Below are 22,867 nucleotides of genomic sequence, written 5' to 3' on the forward strand. Positions count from 1 at the left end.
GCCATGAATGATCCGGTTTATATTTGTGATTATTTCACTATCGGGCAACAAGAGGATTTGTTCTTGCTTACAGGTATTTTTTTCAGACCGGATTTTCTCCTGTCAAAAAACCATTATCTTCGTTTCAGACTAAATTTATTCAGAATGAAGAAAGGACTTTTTCTGTTGCTTTTTCCCTGGCTTTCCCTGGCTGCATTTTCACAGACTGAAACCAAAGAAGAACTCGTAAAAGAGGGGTGGAATTTTGGTGCCCTGCCGGCTGTAACTTTTGACACCGACTTGGGGTTTCAATACGGTGCGCTGGTCAATTTGTACCATTATGGTGATGGAAGCAGGTACCCGAAGTATAACCATTCGCTTTATTTTGAAGTTTCCCGCTTCACCAAAGGAAGCGGAATTTACCGTTTTTACTACGATTCGGATCAGCTGATTAAAGGGATTCAAAGCTCGGTTGATTTAACTTATCTGACGGATCAGGCTTACGATTTTTATGGTTTTAATGGCTATGATGCGGTGTTTAATGATTCCTGGGTGGATGACGAATCGGAGGATTACGTGTCGCGTGTGTTTTATGACTATGACCGGAAAATGTTTCGGTTCAAGGTTGACTTGCAGGGAAAGCTTGTCGGTTCAAAATTTCGTTGGATTGGCGGGATGAATTTGCTGAACTTTGAGGTGGCTCCGGTAAATCTGGAGAAGCTGAACAAAGGGAAAAAAGAAGATGACCTATTGCCTGATGTTGACGGCTTGTACGATAAATACCTGGATTGGGGCCTGATTTCAGCGGAGGAGGCCAATGGAGGTTTTGTTCCTGTTTTTAAAGGAGGTTTGGTGTTTGACACCCGCGATAATAAGCCTCATCCGATGCGCGGGCAGTGGTCGGAAGCGGTGCTGGTGGTTTCGCCCAAGGTGTTGGGAGCCGAAAGCTCGTTTAGCAAACTGAGTTTGACGCACCGGCAGTATTTTACATTGGTTCCAAAGGATTTGTCGTTTGCTTATCGGTTGGTATATCAAACAACGTTGGGGGGAGAGGTGCCGTTTTACTACCAGTCGCAGGTGATTACCTCCATCATGACGGGCTCTACTTCAGAAGGGCTGGGAGGCTCAAGAACGCTTCGCGGCATTCGGCGTAACCGGGTGATTGGCGATGGTATTTTCTTTGGAAATGCTGAATTGCGTTGGAAAGTTGCCCGTCTTCAACTGCTGAATAATAACTTTTACATCGGACTTAATGGTTTTACAGACTTTGGAAGAGTTACCAAAAAGACGGTACTCAATCTGGATACCGATGTTTTTAATGCCTTCAGCTTGGCTAATGATCCAAAGGATTACTTTAATCCAGACAGTGAAGCGATGCACATTTCCTATGGGGTAGGTGTTCGGGTAGCAATGAATGAAAACTTTATAATAGCCATCGACTATGGGATGGCGGCCGATAAGCGAGATGGGGATTCGGGCTTGTACATGGGCCTGAATTACTTGTTTTAAAAGGCTGAGTTGATCAATGGTTTTTAAGAGGGAAGGAGAGTTGGTTTTAAGGCCGGCTCTCCTTCTTTTTTCTGTTTTAGGCTAAGCCTTCCTCGTGACAAATTTGAAGGATGGTTTCAGCCGTTGCTTCGATGTCGTTGTCCAAGCCCACCGAAAAGCGAACCAGCCCTTCCGAGAGTCCCATTTGGCGCTGCACGTCTTCAGGCACTTCCGAGGAAGTACTGGTTCCGGAGCAGCTGAACAGGGTTTTGAAATAGCCCAAGCTGACAGCCAGGTAACCCACATCCTGCTCCTGCATTTTTTGCATCAGGCTGTTGGCTTTTTTTACCGTGTGTGCATCAATCGCCAGCATGCCGCCATAGCCAAACTCCGGATTCATCAGCTGGCTGTGTAGCTCATGTTGCGGATGATTTTTAAGCCCCGGATACGTAATGGAAATTCCGCTTCTATTGAGCTTCTCTGCCAATACCTGGGCGTTTTGGCTGTGCTGCTTCATGCGTAAATGCAGGGTGTGTATGTTTTTCAAAATGGATGATGAACGTAGCGGATCCAGCACCGGGCCAAGCAGCATGGCGGTTCCGTCGTTTACATTCGACAAATCGTGAATGAATTGGTTGGTTCCGCAAATGGCACCAGCTACGCAGTCGTTCTTTCCATTGATGAATTTGGTCATGCTGTAAACCACAATGTCGGCACCGAGTCGGGCTGGCGAGATAATCATGGGAGTAAACGTATTATCAACCATAAGTTTGATGTTGTGGCGCCGGGCAATGGCAGCCAGCCTGGGGATGTCAGAAACCTGTAGCAAGGGATTGGTGACACTTTCCGTATAAATCACCTTGGTGTTTTCCTGAATAGCGGCTTCCACGCTTTCCAGGTCCGAAATGTTGACAAAAGTGACCTCAATCTGAAACTTTTTGAGGTAATTTTTCAGAAAGGCAAACGTGCCACCATAGGTGGTTACGCTGGTTACAATATGGTCGCCTGTGTTGCATAATTGAAGGAGCGAACACGTAATGGCCGCCATCCCCGAAGAAGTAACCCAGGCCGATTCGGTATCTTCCATGGCTGCCAGCGCATCGGCCAGGTATTTGTTGCTTGGGTTCCAGTGGCGCGAGTACAGGAAGCAGCCTTCCATGTGCCCCAGAAACGTTTCAAACATATCATCGCCATGCAAAAAGGTGTAGGTGGAGGAATCGGTGATGGAGGGATTTACGCCGCCAAATTCGCCAAAGTGCCGAAGTTTCTGAATGCGGCTTGCCGGATCATAGGTTGCCATAGTTTTATCGTTTAAATTTGCTTCAATTTAAACGAAGCGAACCTGAAAAAGCATGATATTTGAACAGGCCTGGGGCTATTGTTCAACATCTTGCAGAGGAACTGAAATTGTCTTACTTTCTACTTTTTCTTGAGAAAATGTTAGTATGCCGAGAAGGGGGTAAGCTTTCGGTAGCGGTTAAAAGCCTTTCAGAAAGAACGCAATGGCCACGCCCACATAGTTTCCGAAAGCATAGCCCAAAATACCTACCGTGAGTCCGGAAATGATGACTTCCTTGTTTTTCAGGGCTCCGGCAACAACCGGTACAAAAGGTGGCGAAAAGGTCAAGGCGGTCATGGTAATGATGGTCGTATCGGTATCCACTTTGAAAATACGCGAGAGAATGACATGGATGATCATTGAGCCATAAACGGCAAGTGCCACGTAAAGAAAAAGGTTCAGAAATTCAATCTGAAACATGCTTCTCAGGTCACTCATGCTGGCAATGACCAACGAAAAGACAATGATGAAATACATGCCTAGCTGAAAGGTTTTTTGAATACGGTTAATCTTTTTAATGGAGCTGAAGAGTAGGCCCAGCGTGGTGATAGTTAAAATGGCAACCACCATTTGAGCAGAAGGAGCAACTAGTAGGCTAAGTCCTCCTGCCACTGCAAAAATAAGCACGGATATGCCTAAGGCTTTTAGTAGCTGAGGCACTCCCTTGCGGGTCAGCATTCCCCGGTAATTATCCATTTGCTGGCTGTTTAAACTAAGCTCATTGGCCGGGATGTGAGCGTTTTCCCGGAAGGAAGGCAAAAAGGAATTCAACAGTCGCTGAGCTGCCGTCATAAAGAAAATCAGGCAAACGGCTCCAAGCATCATGTCATAGGTATGGGTCAGAATAAAAATATTGGGGTTCACTTCAAGGGCTGTGCTGATGGCTGCCAGGTTGGGGGTTCCTCCCGTGTAAATTCCAACGAGAAGGCCCGCTACTTTCCAGGCTTCGGCCAGCCCGTGATGCAGCAGAAAGTATCCGGAAAAAATGACAATTATTAAGGAGAGCATGGCTAAAACCAGCGAGAGCAAAGCTTTTTTGACCAACTTCAACCAGCGTTTGATATCGAGTGAAAATAAAAGCAAGGGAATGGCAAGTGGGATCACCAGAGTCATGATTAAATCCTGAAGGCTGGCAATGTTGTTGGCAATTACATCCGTTTCTGTAATGATTCCCTGTTGAAACAATTCGTTGACCTGATCACGCGGCAGACTGGTGCTACTGGCAAGCAGCTCCCGAAAAGTCTGTGACTGTTTCGGAAAAATGCCGATATTCCCCAGTAACATGCCAATGACGTAGGCCATTACAACAGCGCCAATCTTACTGCAAAACTTCGAAATATGGGTAAGGTAAATTAGTAAAACTGGGAAAGCAAAATAAAAGGTGATCAACACTATGCCTGGAATCATGATAAGCTGGAGTAGATAATTTGCGGTAAATATAGAAAAATGTTTTGTTAGATGGCTTCATTTTGCGTTTCAGCCTTTGCGGGACGACTGACCAACCGCCGTATTTTAATGTTGAAATAGGCAAACAAGATGCTCATGAGCGGACTGATTAAGTTGAAGAAACAGTAAGGGAGGTAGTCGAAAGTAGCCACGCCCAATACGCGCGACTGCGTTGCCCCACAGGTGTTCCAAGGGATCAGAACGGAAGTCATTGTACCGGAATCTTCCAGCGTACGACTTAGCACTTCCGGCTTCAAGTTCCGGTCTTCATAGGCTTTGCGGTACATGCGCCCGGGTACGACAATGGCCAGGTATTGATCCGAAGCTGTGGCATTGAAAAAAATGCAGGTACCCACCGTGGAGCTTACCAATGCTCCGGTTGATTTGGCCATCTTCATAATGGGACGGGTAATCCGCGACAGCAAACCTCCAGCTTCCATGATTCCTCCAAACACCATTGCTGAAAGAATCAACCAAATGGTGTCGAGCATGCCTCGCATGCCGCTGGTGCTTAGCAAGTGGTTGACGTTTTCATTGTGGGTTGATAAGGAAACATCGCCAAACATGGCTTGCATCGAACTGACATACGACGCTTTGGTATAGCTCATTCCACTGCCAGCAATTTCGCGTACCAGATCGGGTTGAAACACCACGGCAAAAATCGCTCCCAGTATGGTGCCAATCATTAGAGATGGAACAGGAGGAACTTTCATGATGATGATGCCGAACAAGATCACAGGAACCAAAAACAGCCAGGAGCTCGTATTGAAAACTTCCTCAATCGCTACTTTTACCAGCTCAATGTCGTGGATGGAGGAGTGGAACTCATAATTGAATCCAATGACTAAAAACAACACAAGCGTAATGATTAAGCTGGGTATGGTGGTAAATAGCAGGTACTGAATGTGGGTGAATAAATCGGTTCCGGCCATGGCTGGTGCCAAGTTGGTCGTATCGCTTAGGGGGGAAATTTTATCACCAAAATAGGCGCCCGAAATAATGGCTCCGGCAACAAGGGGTTCGTTGAATCCGATGGCTTTGCCGATGCCCAGCAGGGCTACGCCAATGGTGGCAATGGTTGACCACGAACTGCCAGTAGCCACCGAAACCAGAGCGCTTACAATTACAGCAGTTACCAAAAACAGGTTCGGATTGATGATTTCCAAGCCATAATAAATCATGGCCGGAACAATGCCGCTGATCATCCAGGTACCGGCCAGCGAACCAATCAGCAACAAAATGAGCATGGAAGGCATGGCCGATCCAATGGTTTTGACGACATGCTGGTTAGTTTCCTCCCATTTTTGGCCATTGCGCCGGACAATGATGCCCGCAATTGTTGCAGCCAATAATAAGGCAATTTGATTTGAGCCTGCCAAGGTGTCTTCAAACACAAAAACATTGATTGTGAGAAGAATTACCAGGCAAACAATGGGTAGCAAAGCCTCCGCTAAAGAGGGTGTTCTGTTTGTCGATACCATTTGGGCTAAAATTTAGGGAGTGCAAATAACGCAATAAATGCTAAAAATTAGAAATTTGCAGGCTCCAATCGACGTTTTGATGGGAAGAATTAATCATTAATTTTAGATAATTTCTTAAATTGTCAGGAAAAGTAAACCGTTATGTTATTTCGCATAGCGGAAAAAAAGAAGGAAAAAGCAAATTATGCGAATTCAGTTGGGGGTAATTTTCATTCGGACTTTTATGTTACTGTTAAGCTTGGGCGCTTTGGGGGAAGCTTATGCTCAGGAAGGTACTTTTTTGGAAGTGATTGGTCGGTTGAGTACCGATGATGGCAATAACAGTGATGTCAAGATTTTAATTTTAAAAAACGGCGAGGAGCAGGAAACCTTTACGCCGCCTCGTAACGGCCGTTTTCGGTTTGAATTCGATTACAACAATGAGTTTACCATGACCTTCTTTAAAGACGGTTACTACAAAAAAACGATCATTGTTTCGACCCACATTCCGCAGGAAGTGCTGGATGAAAACAGCGAGTTTCCTCCTTTTGAAATTGACGTGTCACTGGTGCGTGAAATTCCGGGAGTTGACAAAAGTTTTACCTACAAACCTGCCGGAAGGGTTTTTTACAACGGAAGTATTGATAATTTCGATTCTGAAGTTTACTTTTCCGATATTCAACTGGCCGAACAGGCTGCTAATGCCAGGGCACAGGAGCAGGCTTTAACAGAAGAGCAGCGAGCTGCCCAGGCTCAGCGTGAAGCCGATTATCAACGAGCTATCACTGCAGCCAATAATTTAATTACCGATGAAAATTATGAAGCGGCCATTGAGCAGCTTCAGCAAGCCAGCAGTCTTTTCCCTGAACGCGATTATCCGCGTGATCGCATTGCGGAGTTAAATGATTTGATGAGTGCCTTGCGATTGGCAGAGGAAAGACGGCAACAGGCTGATCAGGCTTACCAGGAAAAAATCAGGCAGGCGGATGGCCTGATGACTAGTCAAAATTATGAGCAGGCTCAAAATACTTACCGTGAAGCATTGGAATTGAAACCGGAAGATGCTTATGCCACGGCTCAGATTACCCGGGCTGAAGAGTTGATGGCTCAGCAGCAATTGGATACTCAATACCAGAATTTAATCACACGGGCCGAAGAGTTTTATGCCGAAGGTAGCTTGCAAGATGCCAAAAGTTTATATCAGGAAGCGCTGCAGGTCAAGCCTTCTGAGGCTGCTTATGTCAATGAACAAATCGCTAAAATAGATACCGAGCTGGCTGCGCAACAGGAGTTGGCTCAGCGGGAAGCGCAGTATAAAGAGTTCATGGAGCAAGGGGAGCAGGCTTTTGGCAGGGAGAACTACCAGGAAGCTGTTGATGCTTTCCGTCAGGCGTTAACCTTTATGCCCAACGATGAAACAGCGCTGCAACGAATTTCTGATGCTGAAAACTCTTTGTTGGCCATTCAGAATCGTGAAAATTACAACCAGCAAGTAGCACAGGCAGAAGAAGCATTGAAAGAGGAAGATCTGGGCTTGGCAAAGTCGCTTTTCAATGAGGCACTAAGCTATTTGCCTGATGAAACTTATCCCAAGGAGCAAATTGCTGAGATTGATAAAACCATGGCTCAGCTGGCTCAATTCAATCAATTGGTTGAGCAGGCTACGATGTTTGCTAGTCAGGAAGATTTCCAACAGGCCAAGCAGCTTCTGATGCAGGCATTGCTTATTCAGGAAGATGAAACGGTGAGAAATCGGGTGCAGGAAATGGATGAGCAACTGGCTCGTATTGCGATGGAAAATGAGTATGCCGACTTGATTAGTCGGGCAGACGAGGCCATGGCTGGTGAAACTTATGCGCAGGCGAAATCACTCTACACCAAGGCACTGGCATTGAAGGAAGAGGATTATCCGGCGGCACAGATTCGGGAGATTGATACCATTCTGGCCCGACTTGCCGAGCAGCAACAACTGGATGAACAATTCAATACATTGATGACGACAGCAGAAGCTGCTTTTGGTCGTGCCGAATTCCCGGCGGCACTGGAAAGCTTCAAGGCTGCCCTGGCCATTAAGCCTGAAAATGAGTTGGTGAAAGACCGGATTGCAGCTACCGAAGATCAGATCCTTCAGCTGGAGCAAAAGCAACAGTTTGATGCCCTGGTTGCACAGGCAGATCAGGCTTTTGAAAGTGAATTGTATGAGCAGGCAAAAACAGCTTATCAGGAGGCTTTGCTTCTGCTTCCTCAGGAAAGTTATCCGCAAAATCAGCTTGATCGCATTGAGCAGCTTGTGGCACAACTGAAAGCAGAGGAGCAGTTAGCTGCCGACTACCAAGCGGCAATTGAGGCAGGAGACAACCTGTTGGCTGCTGAAAATTATGTCATGGCCCGAAACAGTTACCAAACGGCTTTGGGGCTGAAGCCGAATGAGGCCTATCCGCAGCAAAAAGTATCAGAGATTGATGCTATCTTGGCCCGACTTGAGCAGGAGCGCCTAGCAGCAGAAGCGACACGTGCTGCCTACAACGAGCTTATTCAGGGGGCGGATGCAGCTCTGACTGCCAAACAATATGCTGAAGCTCGTCAAGGATATGAAGAAGCATTGGGGCTACTTCCGGAGGAAAGTTATCCGCAGGAACAACTGGCTGAAATTGACCGCCTGGTTGAACAGGAGCGTGAAACTGCCTTTCAAAATGCGATTGCATCGGGCGACCAGTTTTTTCAGTCCGAAAATTATAGCGAGTCGAAAAGTGCTTACAGCAGTGCGTTGGAAATAAAGCCGAATGATGCTTATGCGCTGGCTCAGATTGCGCGGATTGGGACGATCTTGGATCAGTTGGCTCAGAACCAGTTGCAACGCGAAAAGATGCAGCAGGATTACAATGAGAAGATTAAAAATGCTGACTTGGCATTCAATAACTCCCGTTTTGCTGAAGCCCGAACTTTATACCAGCAAGCCAATACCTTGATGCCGGATGAAACCTATCCGACAGAACAAATGGCTAAGATTGATGCTTTGTTGGCTGAGATCCAGAAACAGGAAGAGCTTAACCAAACCTACGCACAAACAATGCGTCAGGCTGAAACGGCTTTTAAAGCAGAACAGCTGGAGGAAGCCTTGCGTCTTTTCCAGGAAGCTTCTTCTTACAAACCTGAAGAGCAGTTGCCGATTCAGCGCATTGCTGAAATTGAGCAACTATTGGCCGAGCGGGAAGAACTGGCTCGGCTGGCTGCTGAAGAAGAGCAACAGCGTTTGGCTGTTTTGCAAGCTAAGCAAGAGCGTTACGATGCAGCCCTGGCTGAAGCACAGCAGGCTTTTGAGCAAAAAGAATATGCTGATGCCAAGAGACTCCTGGTGGGTGCCCTTACCATTTTCCCGGATGAGCAGTACCCGAAAGACCGCATTGCCCAGATTGACTTGCTGATTGAGCAGGAAGCTCAGGAACGCATGGCACAGCTTCAAAAGGCGCAGCAGGATTCGCTTTTGCGTGTTATTCAGTTGGCCTACGATCAGAAAGTCGCGGCAGCCGGGCAGGCCGCTGCCATGGAAGAGTTTCAGAATGCCATTGCTCTTTATGGTGAAGCCAAAGAGATTATTCCGGCCAATTCGCCGGAGCTTGATCGCCGGATTGAGCAGTTGAAGGAACAGCTGCGTCAGCAGCAAGGACTGGAAGCTAGCTATGCCTTGGCTATTCAGGAAGGTGACCGCTACTTTGAAAGTCAGGCTTGGATGGATGCGCAAGCTCAGTACGAAGAAGCATTGACTTATAAGCCTGATGAGACTTATCCGAAAGAGCAACTGTTGCTGGTGAATCAGAAAATTCAGGAGCGGGAGCTTGCTTACACGGAGGCCATTCGTTTGGGTGATCAGTTGTTTGATGCTGAAAATTGGCAAGCGGCCAAAGAGAAGTATCAGGAAGCCCTGCTGGTAAAACCGCTGGAAGAATATCCGGCCAATCAGTTGGTGTTAATTGATCAGAAAGAAAAGGAGCGGGTAGTGCTTGTGTCCGAACAAGCTGTAGTTGAAGAGCAGGAGCCTGCTCCGATGCTGGTTGTTCAAACCAACGACCGGGAGGCTTATAACTCCTACATTGCCTCAGCGGATGAGAATTATGGCAAGCAGGATTACAAGGTGGCTCAATATTATTACCAGAAAGCGTTGAGTGAGCGTCCGGCTGAAAGTTATCCGAAACAGCGATTGGATGAAATCCGTGAAATTATCAATAAGAGCATGAGTCAGCAAGAGCTGGCCGATTATGAGAGCGCTATTCTGCAGGCTGATCAGGCTTTTGCCGATAAACAATACCGCATCTCAAAATTCTACTATAACAAAGCGCTGGAAATTAAATCGTGGGAACAGCATCCTAAAGATCAGCTTCAGGAGATTCAGCGATTGACCAATTCCTTGCTTTCAAAATTGAAGGAAGAGGAATACCAGGAATTGATTGCGAAGGCTGATGAGGCGTTTGTTCAGCGAAATTATTCGGTGGCCAGAGCTTATTACAACCGGTCGCTTGCGGTGAAGCAAGATGAATCCTATCCTAAAATCAGGCTGGATGAGGTTGCTGAACAGATTGAGAAGGAGTTGAAAGGTGCCGATGAGCAGGCGTATGAAAAACTGATTGCGGATGGTGATCAGGCTATGTTGACCAAAGATTACAGCATGGCGCGTTTTTATTATCAAAAGGCCTTGGGATTAAAGCCACAGGAAAACTATCCGCAACAGCAGTTGGAAATTATCAAGGAAAGCCTGAAAGCCACCGAATAAGTGGTTTCATCACATTCTTTTAAAATGAGGATGATTGCTGAGGACAAGCTTTGAGCGGAAGTTAATTCTTATTGATGTAGCGTGTAATGACCGAGCTTAATTCGTTCGGGTCAACAACGCCTTCCGCGATCCACTGAACGTTTCCTTCTTTGAACAGGATGAGTGTCGGGATACTTTTCACTTGGTAATGGGAAGCAATAAACGGGTTGTTGTCAACATTGACTTTGACGATTCGGATGCTTTCCTTGAAGGTGCTTTTAACTTCCTTCAGAATAGGTGGGATGGCTTTGCAAGGCTGGCACCAATCAGCATAAAAATCAACTAATACCGGACGTTCTGACTTGATAATACTCTTAAATCTTCGACTCATTTTTTTTCTTCTTCATTTGGGTTATGATCATATAAGCCAGGTCACCAACAAGGTACCCTGCAACAGCTCCCCATAAGGTGGAATAGTACCACACGGATTTTATGGGGCAACTGCCGGATGTGCATCCGATAAGCTTCCAGTAAATCAATCCACCGAAAGCTCCGGCAAATAAGAAGATTAATTGTATTCGGTATTTTTTAACGGACCAATCATTGATTTTTAAGTTTAAACATCGTTGAGCTTGATTGGTTTTTAAATCTTAATCGATAATAATGATGAGTGATAGATTTGATAAAAAAAGAAAAGGTTGTCAAAAATGAATTGACAACCTTTTAAGTTGAGCGGGAGACGAGATTCAAACTCGCGACCCTTAGCTTGGAAGGCTAATGCTCTATCAGCTGAGCTACTCCCGCAAATAGTGAAATTCCAAACTTTGGACTTTGAAATTTCTGATGTTGTGGGGAGAGCAGGATTCGAACCTACGAAGTCATAAGACAGCAGATTTACAGTCTGCCCCAGTTGGCCGCTTTGGTATCTCCCCATTTGAATATCAGAAGGATAGAATTTTGGAGGATTTGAATTTTCGCTATAAAAAATGCAAATCGTTATTCAACTTCATCAATTCGTCAATACTTTTTGAACTTTGGTCGTAAAAATAGACAATTGCTTGTTTGATTTTACGCTTTTTATGAGCCGAATCTCAGATTCGAACTGAGGACCCCGAGATTACAAATCACGTGCTCTGGCCAACTGAGCTAATTCGGCAGGTGGGTAAGCTACCTGTGTCGCACCGCTACAACCACCTACCCTTGCTGCCTTCCGACCCTGGGGGGATTCAGCGGGAGCTGGTCGCACAGGACTTACCCGGCGACAAAAGTAGAAAAAATTGTATTCTTCGCAAACGAAATTTGCGTTCTCGTTAATTCTTGCTAAAATGGCATAAAAAAAAGAGTCAAAATCGGGTGTGATTTTGACTCTTTTTTCGAGTGAACCTGAAGGGACTCGAACCCCTAACCTCCTGATCCGTAGTCAGGTGCTCTATCCAATTAAGCTACAGGTCCTTTGCAAATGCGATGCAAATATAGCACATTTTTGAAGAAACGGTCAAATTATTTTGACCTTTTTTCTCATTTATATTTTCTCATTTTATCGTCAATAGTTACATCTTCCTGAAAAACAGTTTGTATCTTGATGTAGGTCATTAACTTTTCGGTGCCATTATTTTTCAATTCCTGGTGGATTTGTTTGACCAAGTCCATTAATTCGTCAAATTTTCCTTCAATAACGGTCTCAAAAGGGCATACTTGGTAGGTTAAGCCGGATTGTTCGATGAGCTTTATGGCAACATCCACCAAATCGTAGCTATTTTTTCCTTCAGCTTGTGGAAGCACTTGCAGGGCCAGGTTAATTTTATTCTCTGTCATTATTATTCTTATTTATAAATTCTTGAATTTCTTCAATCGATAGTTTCTTCACGTTGGTGATAATTACATTTTCGCTCAAGAAATTGCCATATTGGTTGCATTCGTCAATGAACGATTTGAAAGTGGTGTGTAAGTTCTGTTTGAGCGGAAACAGAAAAATGGCAGTGGCTATAGGGCCTTGAAAATTGATTTCTTCCAGCTCTCCTTCACTTTCCTTCAGAAAAAATTGAAATTCACTCTCCACCAGTTTTTGCTGTGTTTCGTTGAAGGCCGCGACCGGCGTTTCGTGCAGTAAGGCCGCAAAATAGCGGATGTTTTGTCCTTTGCCACCCAATCCGGTTGAGATGAACACTTGTTGTTCGCCCAGCAACGAGCTTTGAATGACCATTCGGCTTTCCTGCAGGGCAAGCACCGACCAGCTTTTGATTTCATCGGATGCTTGTTTCTGGAACGCTTCAATGGTTCGAAAGGCTTCCACATTGTCGAGACCTGCCAGTTGAACAAGTAGTTTCTTTTTGTCTTCCAGGCTTATTGCCGGGTCGTACAGGTCTTTGCTGGCTTGGGGGAGTAGCGACTCATCCGGTTTTTCATTTCGTTGTTTTCGAGCCATATCAAAATAAGCCATCTGCAGTTCAATATCAATTTGCTCTTCCAGGATATTGAAATCTTCCGGCAGCTTATTGATGGCATCTTGTATGTGTTTCAAGTTGTTCTCGTCTTTCATGGCTATTTCCTTCTATTTACAAAGTTAACGTAATCCCAAAATCCGGCACGGCTTTTCCTTTATTTTTCAATTCTTTTTATAAAACTTGAATATCTTTGCACCGTTATTTTAATTTAATTCAAATTAGCATAGAGGAAACAGTGGGTGAGGCTTTCTGAGGTAAAAAATAATGAAACGGTAATAATAACCAAGGTTTTGGGCCATGGCTCCTTCCGGAAACGGATTATGGAAATGGGCTTTGTACGGGGGAAAGAAGTTAAAGTCATAAAAAATGCTCCGTTCAAAGGGCCTATTGAATTCAAAATTCTGGATTACAATATTACTTTACGTCGATCTGAAGCCAGTTTGATTGAGGTTATGTTGCTTGATGAGGTCACGGAAGAGCTTTCTTCTGGCTTTGACGGGGTTATTGATCAGGAAACGCTTAAAGAATCGGCCTCGGAAAAAGGGCGAATCATCAATATTGCCTTGGTGGGTAATCCGAATTGTGGGAAAACAACGCTGTTTAATTTTCTTTCAGGTTCCAAAGAACATGTGGGGAATTACAGTGGGGTGACCATCAGTGCTAAAAAAGCCTCATTTTCAAAATTTGGGTTTCAATTTAATCTTGTTGACCTGCCCGGAACTTATTCGCTGACAGCTTATTCTCCGGAAGAGATTTATGTTCGTAAATACATTTGGAAAGAAACTCCTGACATTGTAATTAATGTTGTCGACTCTTCCAATCTGGAGCGCAACCTGTTTTTGACCACGCAGCTGATAGATATGGATATCAAGGTAATTTGTGCCTTGAATATGTACGATGAGTTGTTAAAAAATCAAGGAAGCCTCAATTACGAAAAGATGGGCAAGATGATGGGGATTCCCATTATTCCGACCGTCAGCTCGAAGGGGAAAGGCATTGATGATTTGCTCCAAAAAGCCATTGAGGTTTATGAAGATCGCGATCCGATTGTTCGGCATATTCATATTAACTATGGACAGGAGATTGAAAAGGCAATTCAGCGCATCCGAACTAAAATAAAAGAAAACAAGCCAATTACCGACAAAATTTCCTCTCGGTTTATGGCCTTGAAATTATTGGAAAAGGATAACGAAACCTTGTTCAATTTATCGCGCTACTCCAATTTTGATGAAATAAAAGCCATTACCAAGGAGGAATCTCATCGCATTGAATCGCTTTACAATGAAGATAGCGAGACGGTGATTACCGATGCAAAGTATGGGTTTATTGCTGGTGCGCTAAAAGAAAACTTCAAACAAAAAAGAAACTCAGGAAAATCACGGTCCGATAAAATTGATCATTTTTTGACACATCCGCTGTTGGGGATGCCCATTTTTATTGTGTTGATTTTTATCGCCTTCTACACTACGTTTAGCTTGGGGAGTTACCCGATGGGATGGATTGAAGAACTGGTGGGGGGACTGAGTAATTTAGTTTCATCATGGATGCCGTCAGGTATGTTGCGTGACCTACTGACCAATGGAATTATCGATGGAACCGGAAGTGTATTGGTTTTCTTACCCAATATTTTGATCCTGTTCTTTTTCATATCCATCATGGAAGATTCGGGCTATATGGCCCGTGCGGCGTTTATTATGGATAAAATTATGCACTATTTTGGGCTGCATGGCCGTTCCTTTATTCCAATGGTGATGGGCTTTGGATGCAACGTGCCGGCCATTATGGCTACCCGAACGCTACGTAGTCCAAGCGATCGCCTGCTGACCATGCTCATCATTCCCTTTATGTCGTGTAGTGCACGATTGCCTGTGTATGTCTTATTTATTTCGGCTTTCTTTCCCAGTAATCCGGGGCTTGTTTTAGTTGGAATCTATTTTACTGGGATTTTTGTCGCTTTTCTGATGGCGCAGCTTTTCAATCGAACGATTTTTAAAAGCAAGGAAACTCCTTTTGTGTTGGAGCTTCCACCATATCGGATTCCGACTTTGCGAAATGTGTTGATGCACATGTGGGATAAAACCTGGCAGTACCTAAAGAAAATTGGAGGAGTTATCCTGCTCGGAGTCATCATTATTTGGGCCTTGGGGTATTTCCCACGGTACGATGTGGAAGCGGAGAAGCAAGTTGTTCAGACTGTTGAGCTTCAGCAGGAATCAACGCTGGACCGTCCGTCGGCGAACCTCCATCGGATGGAGTTGCAACAAGAGGCTGCTCGCCTGCAAAATTCTTATCTGGGGCGAATTGGTCAGTTTATTGAGCCTGCTATGCGTCCGCTCGGTTTCGACTGGAAAATGAGTGTAGCTTTGTTGGCGGGGCTGCCAGCCAAGGAGATTGTAGTAAGCACCATGGGGGTACTTTACCAGGTTGATGATGGTGGTGATGTAAGTTTAACCCGCAAACTGAGGCAGGAACGTTATTTGTCGGGTCCCAAGCAAGGTGAATTAATCATTTCAGTGCCTGTTGCCTTGGCGTTTTTGATCTTTATTTTAACCTATTTCCCATGTATTGGAGTTATTGCCACCATTAAAAATGAATCGGGAAAATTGTATTGGGCAATTTTTACGATGGTTTATACCACCGCGCTGGCTTGGGTTTTAGCTTTTATAACATTGCACCTGGCTCGGTTGTTCTTTTAGTATAGAAGGGCAGCGTGCCTTATTGGATAGAGAAGTTTATGGTTCAGGAAATCTTGACATACCTTATTTTATTGATTGCCATTGCGGTTATTGTCCGCAAGGTGTATCGGGTGGTACGTTCCGTGAGTCAGGCGAAACGAGGAACTTCTGAGCCTGATAAATGCGGGATCTGCGCAACAGGCTGTGCGATTAAGGATATGAAGGAAAATCAAGCCTGTCCGCCAGGAACAGGCTTTTCAGAAAAGCAGGCTTAAAGATTTTTAAATTTTTGAATGGTGGCAATCGGATCGTCTGCCTTGAAGATGAAGCTTCCCGAAACCAACACGTCAGCACCTACATCATAAAGGTTTGCACCAGTTTCAAAATTGACACCCCCGTCTACTTCAATTAAGCATTTGGGATTTTTTGAAGCCACCAGCTCTTTCAGTTGTTTAATCTTTTTGTACGTATTCTTGATAAAGCTTTGTCCGCCAAAGCCCGGATTGACTGACATGATCAGTACCATATCCAGATCACCAATAATGTCGTCGAGTAAATGAACCGGCGAATGGGGATTCAGACAAACACTGGCTTTCATCCCTTCATTTTTAATTGAATGTACGGTTCGGTGCAAATGGGGGCAGGTTTCGTAGTGTACGGTTAAAATGGAAGCTCCGGCCTGACGAAAAGGGACAATGAAATCGTCGGGGTTTGAAATCATCAGGTGAACATCCAACGGCTTGGTTGCAATTTCGGCCACTTTTTCAATGACAGGAATTCCAAAAGAAATGTTGGGAACAAAAACTCCATCCATTACATCGCAGTGAATGTAATCGGCTTCACTTTGGTTGAGCATTTCAATATCGGCTTGCAGGTTGCCGAAATCGGCAGATAAAATCGAAGGCGCTACGAATCTTGTGGTCATGAATTGATAATTTTGCCACAAAGGTAAGTTATCTCCGGCTTATTTGAAATCCGAAAGTGCGGGAGTACCGTATTTATTGTCCTAAGTAGGTTTTTAACAGTCGGTTGCGGTAGTTGTTTTTTAGTCGTTTTATGGATTTTTCTTTGATTTGTCTAACCCGCTCTCGGGTTAAATTAAAGATGTCTCCAATTTCTTCCAGCGTATGTTGGCGGTATCCGCTCAGCCCAAAATAGTACTTCAGAATTTCGGCTTCCCGTTCGCCTAGAGTCATCAGTGTGCGTTCAATCTCTTTTTTTAGCGAGTTGTTCATCAGTCCGTTGTCCGGGCTGGGTGACTCGTCATTCAGCATCACATCGTACAAGTTGTTGTCGTCTTCATCGCGCATGGGGGCATCCATCGAAACATGGTGACTGGATACCTTCATGGAATCTTCAACAACTTCAGCCGTTGTTTCCAGAATTTTGGCTACTTCTTCGGCCGTTGGTTCACGTTGGTACTCCTGCTCAAGCTTGGAAAAGGTCCGGTTAATCTTATTAATTGACCCAATTTTGTTGAGTGGTAAGCGAACAATGCGGGCTTGTTCGGCCAGTGCTTGCAGGATGGATTGACGAATCCACCATACGGCATAGGAAATGAATTTAAATCCACGGGTTTCATCAAAACGTTCGGCTGCTTTAATCAGCCCCAGGTTGCCTTCATTAATCAAATCCGGAAGGCTTAAGCCCTGGTTTTGGTATTGTTTTGATACAGAGACTACAAAGCGGAGGTTTGCTTTGATGAGTTCTTCCAGCGCAGCGCGGTCGCCTTTTTTAATACGTTTAGCCAGTTCAACCTCTTTTTCTGCGGTTAACAAGTCCACCTTACCAATCTCATGCAAATACTTATCAAGCGATAAGGTCTCCCTGTTGGTTACTTGTTTGGTAATCTTTAACTGTCTCATCCAGTTCGGTATCAGTGTTCAGTTTATAAAATGAAAATAAATCAATCTTTGCTTTTGTCGAAGTGAAAATAGTTATATAATGCGGAAAATTTATAATTCTATACATTTTTTTCATGAGTAGCACAAATTTTGCTGGAAACTGGGGGTTTCCCTTCATGAATGAACCAAAAAGACGTTTTTTTGTTTAAAAAATTCCCCGACCTTGGAGAAAAAAAGCAGAGAAAATAGAATCTTTTTTGGGGAATAACTACTTATTACTTATTATTGCAGAATATTTCTAGAGTTTACTATATCCAGATATTTTCCAAAAATACATTTTACTTTTCTCCTCCGAGCATTTTATAGATGTAATTAATTTTCAAAAAATATGTACGACATTATTGAATTAAGCAAAAAGTTGGTTCCCGAACTTAGGGATATCGCTAAGGAGCTTAACATTAAGAAAGTGGAATCTTTCAAAAAACAAGACCTGATTTACAAGATCTTAGACACTCAGGCGATCATCGCTTCTGAGAAGAAATCAGATTTCCCGAAGAAAGAAAGAGGTCCCAAAAATAAACCAACCCAAGGGAAAGAACCCAAGGATGAAACGAAAAACAAACCATCCGGCGATGAGGAAGAAAAACAGGATGGAGCCAAACCCAAAAAACGTAAACGCACCACTGTAATTAAAGCCGGTTCGTTTTTTGATAAGAACAGAAAATCAGCTGAACCTACTGAAAAGCCTGAGGAAAAGAAAGAGGTTGAGCTTCAGAATAAAAAAGAAGAAGAGCCGAAAGAACAACAGCAACAAGCTTCAAAACCCACCGTTACTGTTAAGAAGGCAGAAAAAGGCCCACAAGAGCAATCCGCTCAAAAACACACCCCAAAAGATCAGAAAAAAGACCAGCCCGAGCGCAAGCCCAAGCACCCAAAATGGGAAAACAAAGGAAAACATGGCAATGGTGGTCCTGATAAATCGTATGAATTTGAGGGAATCATAACCAACTCGGGGGTTTTGGAAATTATGCCTGACGGATATGGTTTTATGCGTTCTTCGGACTATAACTACCTGAACTCTCCGGATGATATTTATGTGTCGCAATCTCAAATCAAGTTGTTTGGATTGAAAACCGGAGATACAATTACCGGAACGATTCGTCCGCCTAAAGAAGGCGAAAAATACTTCCCGTTGATTAAAGTGATGGAAATTAATGGAAGAACACCTGATTATATTCGTGATCGTGTGCCTTTTGATCACTTGACACCGCTTTTCCCGAACGAAAAATTCAACTTGACCGGAAACGGACATGACAATATTTCGACTCGCGTAGTGGATTTGTTTGCACCGATTGGTAAAGGCCAGCGTGGTTTGATTGTAGCCCAGCCTAAAACGGGTAAAACCATGTTGCTGAAGGAAATCGCCAATGCGATTGCAGCCAACCACCCGGAAGTTTACATGATTGTTTTGTTGATTGATGAGCGTCCGGAAGAGGTGACCGACATGGCTCGCAGCGTAAATGCTGAAGTGATTTCGTCAACCTTTGATGAACCTGCTGATCGCCACGTACGTGTTGCCGGCATGGTTTTGGAAAAAGCAAAACGCATGGTGGAATGTGGACACGATGTGGTTATTCTGTTGGATTCAATTACACGTTTGGCGCGTGCTTATAACACAGTAGCTCCCGCTTCTGGCAAAGTACTGTCGGGTGGTGTTGATGCCAATGCGCTGCACAAACCCAAGCGTTTCTTTGGTGCTGCACGTAACATTGAAGAAGGTGGTTCATTAACCATTCTTTCAACGGCACTGACAGAAACCGGTTCGAAAATGGATGATGTGATCTTCGAAGAATTTAAAGGAACAGGTAACATGGAACTGCAGTTGGATCGTCGTTTGTCGAACAAGCGTATTTTCCCTGCAGTGGATATTGTTTCTTCAAGTACGCGTCGTGAAGACTTATTACTGTCTAAAGGAATGATGGACAAAGTTTGGATTCTGCGGAACTACCTGGCCGATATGAATTCGCTTGAGGCGATGGACTTTATTAAGACCCGCTTGATGCGCAGCAATTCGATTGAAGAGTTCCTGATCTCGATGAATAGTGAATGATAATCCGAAAAGGAATGAAATAATAAAGCCGTTTGCATTAATTGCAAACGGCTTCTTTTTTTTAGTGAATTTCCTGCGTTTGTTGCTTCAGGAATTCAAGCTCATCCGCTTCCAATAGAGGAGCTAGCTTTTTATACACCTTTTGATGGTACTGATTCAGCCAGTCAATTTCTTCTTTGGTCATCAGCTGGGTGTCAATTAATTTCAGATCAATGGGGCAAAGGGTGAGTGTTTCGAAAGCCAGAAAGCGGCCGAATGGTGTTTCTTCTTTTTCTGTGCATACAATCACATTTTCAATTCGAATGCCATATTCGCCTTCGCGGTAAAGGCCGGGTTCGTTGGATAATACCATGCCGGGCTTAATGGTTTGCTCATTGTACTCCTGTCGGATGCTCATGGGGCCTTCATGCACATTCAGGAAGTAGCCGATTCCATGACCGGTGCCATGCCCGTAGTTTAAGCCGTTTTTCCATAAATGCATCCGCGCGTAGGCATCTAGGTTGCTTCCCAACGCTCCGGCAGGGAACTGAGCCATGCTTAATCCTATCATGCCTTTCAGCACCAAGGTGAAATCCCGTTTTTGTTGAGCGCTTGGGCTTGAAAGAGCGATGGTGCGTGTGATATCTGTTGTTCCGCCTAAATATTGGCCGCCGGAATCAAAAAGCAGCATGCCGTCCTGGTTAATTTCAGCAGCTGTTTCTTTGCTTACCGAGCGATGCACGATGGCTCCATTGGCATTTAACCCAACGATGGGGTAGAAGCTGTTTCCCTGAAAACCGTCTTGCTGAGCCCGGAAGTATTCCAGTTTTTCAACAACATCATACTCTGTCAGATTTGTTTGGCCAACGTTTTGGTTAAGCCAATGCAGGAGCTTAACCATGGCTGCTCCATCCTTTTTCATCGTTTCGCGAAGATGAATAATTTCAAAGGTTGACTTTTGGGCTTTCAGCAGAGTAGGTGCTGAGGTTTGTTCAACAAGCTGAATTGTTGGCGGAATAGCAGCTATGGAAGCCTGGTTGGTTCGCGCCGAATCAATCATGATGATGGTTTCTGGTGATAGCTGGGACAGAAAACTGTAGAATTCAGTATATGCTTTAAGCTGAATTTGATCCTCCTGCAGCTTCGCTGCTAATTCTGAATCCATTTTTTTTGAATCGACAAACAGCACTTTTTCTTTTTCGGATAAAAATGCGAAGCCAACAAATACGGGGTTGAAATCAACATCTGTTCCTCTCAGGTTGAAGGTCCAGGCGAGGTCATCCAGCGCTGTGATTAAGGTGGCATTGGCGCCGTTAGTTTTCACAAAATTCAGGATGGCACTGATCTTATCGGTCCGTTTGGTACCGGCATATTGCAAGTCGTGTTCAAAAATCGGGTTATTGGGCAGGGGAGGACGTTCTTCCCAGTCTGCAGACAGCAAATCGCTGGTATCTTTCAATGTCAGACCTCCCGCAGCCAAGGCTTTGCTCAGCTGGTTGTATTGTAGAACAGACAAGCATGCAAAATCGGTTCCAACGGTATCACCTTCCTTTAAGGAATTATTTAGCCACTCGGCAGGTTCAGGCGTACCGGTAACCCGCTGTTTCATAAGTTCAATTCCGGTGTTTTGCAATTGCTGGCCGGCCTGAAGAAAGTAACGCGAGTCGGTCCATAAAGCTGCTTTTTCGTGGGTTACAACCACCAAACCTGCCGAGCCGGTAAAGCCGCTGATGTAGCTTCTGGCTTGCCAGTGGGTGGGCATGTATTCACTTTGGTGCGGGTCTGTTCCGGAGAAATAACAGGCCTGTACGCCTGCTTTTTTCATTTGCAACCGCAGTTGCGCTATTCTTTGGGGTATAATTTCAGGTGTGTTCATTTAATTTTTTTAAGATGTTTTTCATTGATTGTGCGGGCAGCTCGTCCAGGTTGACTTCCGAGGGATGGTAGAACTCGATGGATGCAATGTCGTCCATCGGTTTTAATCCGGTGAGTGTTTCCAGTTCAACCAGAAAAGCCAGATCCAGCGTCATTACTTCCATGCCGGCAAAGGGGTAGGTGTTGGGAAACGACGCGAAATAGGTCATTTTTTTCACGCTTGCCCCCAGTTCTTCCTGAATTTCGCGGGTCAATGCTTCTTCGGCTGTTTCCATCGGATCAACAAATCCTCCCGGGAAATCCAGTTGCCCTTTATGGGGTTCTACGGCTCTTCGGGCCAGCATGATTTTTCCTTCGGGATCAAAAATAATGGCGGCAACAGCCGCCGAAATATTAAAGAAATAGTGAAAGCCGCACTGCAGACATTTCTTGGAACGATCGCCCGACTGCCTCAATTGGGTTGAGCCACAGCTGGGGCAGAACTTAAAAATTTTGTTTGGATGTTGTGCTTGTGTCATTATTTAATTATTGCCATTGATTTTAGCCAGTCGATGAAAAGTGCTGGCCACTTTGCTGCCGGAATATCCCGGTCGGTCATTCCAAAGCCATGTCCTCCCTTGGCGAAAATATGAAGTTCGGCAGGGATGGCGTAATCTTTTAATGCCCTGTAAAAAGCAATTGAATTTTCCGGAATGACGGCCTTATCATCATCGGCTAGAACAAAAAATGTGGGTGGAGTGTTTTCCGTTACCCATAGTTCATTGGAAAATTGCTTGGCGATTGACCAATCATTGGTTTCACCAATCAAATTTTTTCTTGAGCCCATGTGTCCGATACCTTCTTTGAAGCTAATGACGGGATATAGTAGAAGCATGAAGTCGGGACGGGCACTTATTTCCTGAAAAGGAATTGCGGTATTGGGAGCTGCCCAGTCAAAATGAGTTCCAGCCGTCGAGGCCAGGTGTCCTCCGGCAGAAGAGCCGGCAATGCCAATCTTTTGCGGGTCAATTCCCCATTCCTGGGCTTTTGAGCGGGTGAGCCGGATAGCCTGCAGGGCATCAGTCAGGGGAATTTCAGAATTGCCATAGGGCAGGCGGTATTTTAAAACAATTCCGGTAATACCTTGACTTTTCAGGTACTCAGCGATGCGAAATCCCTCGTGGTCGATGGCTTCAATCCAGTAGCCACCACCGGGACAAATGATTACAGCCGCGCCGGTGTTTGTTTCCTGACTGGGTTGGTATATAAAAAGCTCAGCTTTTGAAATGTTCTTGTAACGGTAAGTACCTCTTTCCTGGTAATAGTCTTCTTCTCCCGGAGGATTGTTTTTGTTGGGAGCTCCGTTTGGCCATAAGTCAAGCTGAAAGTCTTGTGCCATAATTGATGTGGAAAGAATAGTTAGATATAAAAGAAGTGCTATTCGGTTCATAGGTATGTTTATTTGGTCTATTCGGGTAAAATTACAAATAAATGGCACAAAA

The 22,867-nt window shown here is 44.7% G+C and carries 17 protein-coding genes, 4 tRNA genes and 1 other RNA gene; 5 read left to right on the forward strand and 17 right to left on the reverse strand.

Features of this window, described 5'->3' with window-relative positions; translation table 11 throughout:
- Positions 1–144 precede the first annotated feature (144 nt).
- Positions 145–1,488, forward strand: a complete 1,344-nt coding sequence (locus Q1A18_RS01020; RefSeq protein ID WP_299576426.1) for a BamA/TamA family outer membrane protein — start codon at positions 145–147, stop codon at positions 1,486–1,488.
- 76 nt (positions 1,489–1,564) lie between these two features.
- On the opposite strand, the gene Q1A18_RS01025 is transcribed toward Q1A18_RS01020, so the two are convergent.
- From Q1A18_RS01025 to nhaC, 3 genes are all read right to left on the reverse strand, one after another.
- A complete protein-coding gene (locus Q1A18_RS01025; RefSeq protein WP_299576428.1) occupies positions 1,565–2,767 on the reverse strand; it encodes an aminotransferase class I/II-fold pyridoxal phosphate-dependent enzyme in 1,203 nt (400 codons plus the stop codon).
- Between the two features lie 177 nt (positions 2,768–2,944).
- Entirely contained in the window at positions 2,945–4,213 is a 1,269-nt protein-coding gene (locus Q1A18_RS01030; protein ID WP_299576430.1) for a DUF819 family protein, read from the reverse strand.
- Positions 4,214–4,260: 47 nt separating this feature from the next.
- On the reverse strand, positions 4,261–5,733 hold the full coding sequence (gene nhaC / locus Q1A18_RS01035) for a Na+/H+ antiporter NhaC (RefSeq protein ID WP_299576432.1): 1,473 nt from the start codon (positions 5,731–5,733) through the stop codon (positions 4,261–4,263).
- Between the two features lie 223 nt (positions 5,734–5,956).
- Between nhaC and Q1A18_RS01040 the strand changes: the two genes are divergently transcribed.
- Positions 5,957–10,480: a hypothetical protein gene (locus tag Q1A18_RS01040; protein ID WP_299576434.1), complete on the forward strand. Its 4,524-nt coding sequence runs from the start codon at positions 5,957–5,959 to the stop codon at positions 10,478–10,480.
- Positions 10,481–10,541: 61 nt separating this feature from the next.
- Here Q1A18_RS01040 and trxA read toward each other — a convergent pair whose 3' ends face one another.
- The 9 genes from trxA to Q1A18_RS01080 all read right to left on the reverse strand — a co-directional run bounded on the left by trxA (position 10,542) and on the right by Q1A18_RS01080 (position 12,998).
- A complete protein-coding gene (gene trxA / locus Q1A18_RS01045) occupies positions 10,542–10,850 on the reverse strand; it encodes a thioredoxin (RefSeq protein ID WP_299576436.1) in 309 nt (102 codons plus the stop codon).
- Positions 10,834–11,067 (reverse strand): DUF6132 family protein, encoded by a 234-nt coding sequence (locus Q1A18_RS19080; protein WP_363322861.1) that lies wholly within the window; start codon positions 11,065–11,067, stop codon positions 10,834–10,836. Before Q1A18_RS19080 ends, trxA begins: the two co-directional genes overlap by 17 nt.
- Positions 11,068–11,190: 123 nt before the next feature.
- Positions 11,191–11,263: transfer RNA gene (locus Q1A18_RS01050), tRNA-Gly, on the reverse strand.
- A gap of 45 nt (positions 11,264–11,308) precedes the next feature.
- Positions 11,309–11,391 (reverse strand) — tRNA-Tyr (locus Q1A18_RS01055).
- Positions 11,392–11,541: 150 nt separating this feature from the next.
- Positions 11,542–11,615 (reverse strand) — tRNA-Thr (locus Q1A18_RS01060).
- A gap of 1 nt (position 11,616) precedes the next feature.
- Positions 11,617–11,716, reverse strand: an RNA gene (gene ffs / locus Q1A18_RS01065) — signal recognition particle sRNA small type.
- A 121-nt stretch (positions 11,717–11,837) separates the two neighbouring features.
- A tRNA-Arg gene (locus Q1A18_RS01070) sits at positions 11,838–11,911 on the reverse strand.
- 66 nt (positions 11,912–11,977) lie between these two features.
- Positions 11,978–12,274, reverse strand: coding sequence for a thiamine-binding protein (locus tag Q1A18_RS01075; RefSeq protein ID WP_299576438.1), 297 nt, complete (start codon positions 12,272–12,274; stop codon positions 11,978–11,980).
- Positions 12,261–12,998 carry a hypothetical protein gene (locus Q1A18_RS01080; RefSeq protein WP_299576440.1) on the reverse strand — a complete coding sequence of 246 codons (738 nt, stop codon included), beginning with the start codon at positions 12,996–12,998 and terminating at the stop codon, positions 12,261–12,263. Before Q1A18_RS01080 ends, Q1A18_RS01075 begins: the two co-directional genes overlap by 14 nt.
- Positions 12,999–13,142: 144 nt before the next feature.
- On the opposite strand from Q1A18_RS01080, the gene feoB reads away from it, so the two are divergent.
- Together feoB and Q1A18_RS01090 are read left to right on the forward strand one after the other, a co-directional pair.
- The gene (feoB, locus tag Q1A18_RS01085; protein WP_299576442.1) at positions 13,143–15,599 is read left to right on the forward strand and encodes a ferrous iron transport protein B; all 2,457 of its coding nucleotides are present in this window, start codon (positions 13,143–13,145) and stop codon (positions 15,597–15,599) included.
- 14 nt (positions 15,600–15,613) lie between these two features.
- Positions 15,614–15,853, forward strand: a complete 240-nt coding sequence (locus Q1A18_RS01090) for a hypothetical protein (RefSeq protein WP_299576444.1) — start codon at positions 15,614–15,616, stop codon at positions 15,851–15,853.
- Here Q1A18_RS01090 and rpe read toward each other — a convergent pair.
- Positions 15,850–16,503 carry a ribulose-phosphate 3-epimerase gene (gene rpe, locus Q1A18_RS01095; RefSeq protein ID WP_299576447.1) on the reverse strand — a complete coding sequence of 218 codons (654 nt, stop codon included), beginning with the start codon at positions 16,501–16,503 and terminating at the stop codon, positions 15,850–15,852. The genes Q1A18_RS01090 and rpe overlap by 4 nt on opposite strands.
- 73 nt (positions 16,504–16,576) lie before the next feature.
- Positions 16,577–17,443, reverse strand: coding sequence for a sigma-70 family RNA polymerase sigma factor (locus Q1A18_RS01100; protein WP_299576449.1), 867 nt, complete (start codon positions 17,441–17,443; stop codon positions 16,577–16,579).
- A 367-nt stretch (positions 17,444–17,810) separates the two neighbouring features.
- Here Q1A18_RS01100 and rho point away from each other — a divergent pair, with 367 nt between their 5' ends.
- A complete protein-coding gene (gene rho, locus Q1A18_RS01105; RefSeq protein WP_299576451.1) occupies positions 17,811–19,532 on the forward strand; it encodes a transcription termination factor Rho in 1,722 nt (573 codons plus the stop codon).
- 61 nt (positions 19,533–19,593) lie between these two features.
- Here the strand turns inward: rho and Q1A18_RS01110 are convergent, their stop codons facing one another.
- The 3 genes from Q1A18_RS01110 to Q1A18_RS01120 are packed head-to-tail and all read right to left on the reverse strand — an operon-like array spanning position 19,594 to position 22,815.
- Complete coding sequence (locus Q1A18_RS01110; RefSeq protein ID WP_299576453.1) at positions 19,594–21,387, reverse strand: aminopeptidase P family protein; 1,794 nt, start codon at positions 21,385–21,387, stop codon at positions 19,594–19,596.
- Positions 21,374–21,904 carry an NUDIX domain-containing protein gene (locus Q1A18_RS01115; protein ID WP_299576455.1) on the reverse strand — a complete coding sequence of 177 codons (531 nt, stop codon included), beginning with the start codon at positions 21,902–21,904 and terminating at the stop codon, positions 21,374–21,376. Before Q1A18_RS01115 ends, Q1A18_RS01110 begins: the two co-directional genes overlap by 14 nt.
- Complete coding sequence (locus Q1A18_RS01120) at positions 21,904–22,815, reverse strand: alpha/beta hydrolase (protein WP_299576457.1); 912 nt, start codon at positions 22,813–22,815, stop codon at positions 21,904–21,906. Before Q1A18_RS01120 ends, Q1A18_RS01115 begins: the two co-directional genes overlap by 1 nt.
- Between the last annotated feature and the right edge of the window lie 52 nt (positions 22,816–22,867).

It is taken from the genome of uncultured Sunxiuqinia sp., assembly GCF_947495665.1.
GTDB classification, from domain to species: Bacteria; Bacteroidota; Bacteroidia; order Bacteroidales; family Prolixibacteraceae; genus Sunxiuqinia; species Sunxiuqinia rutila.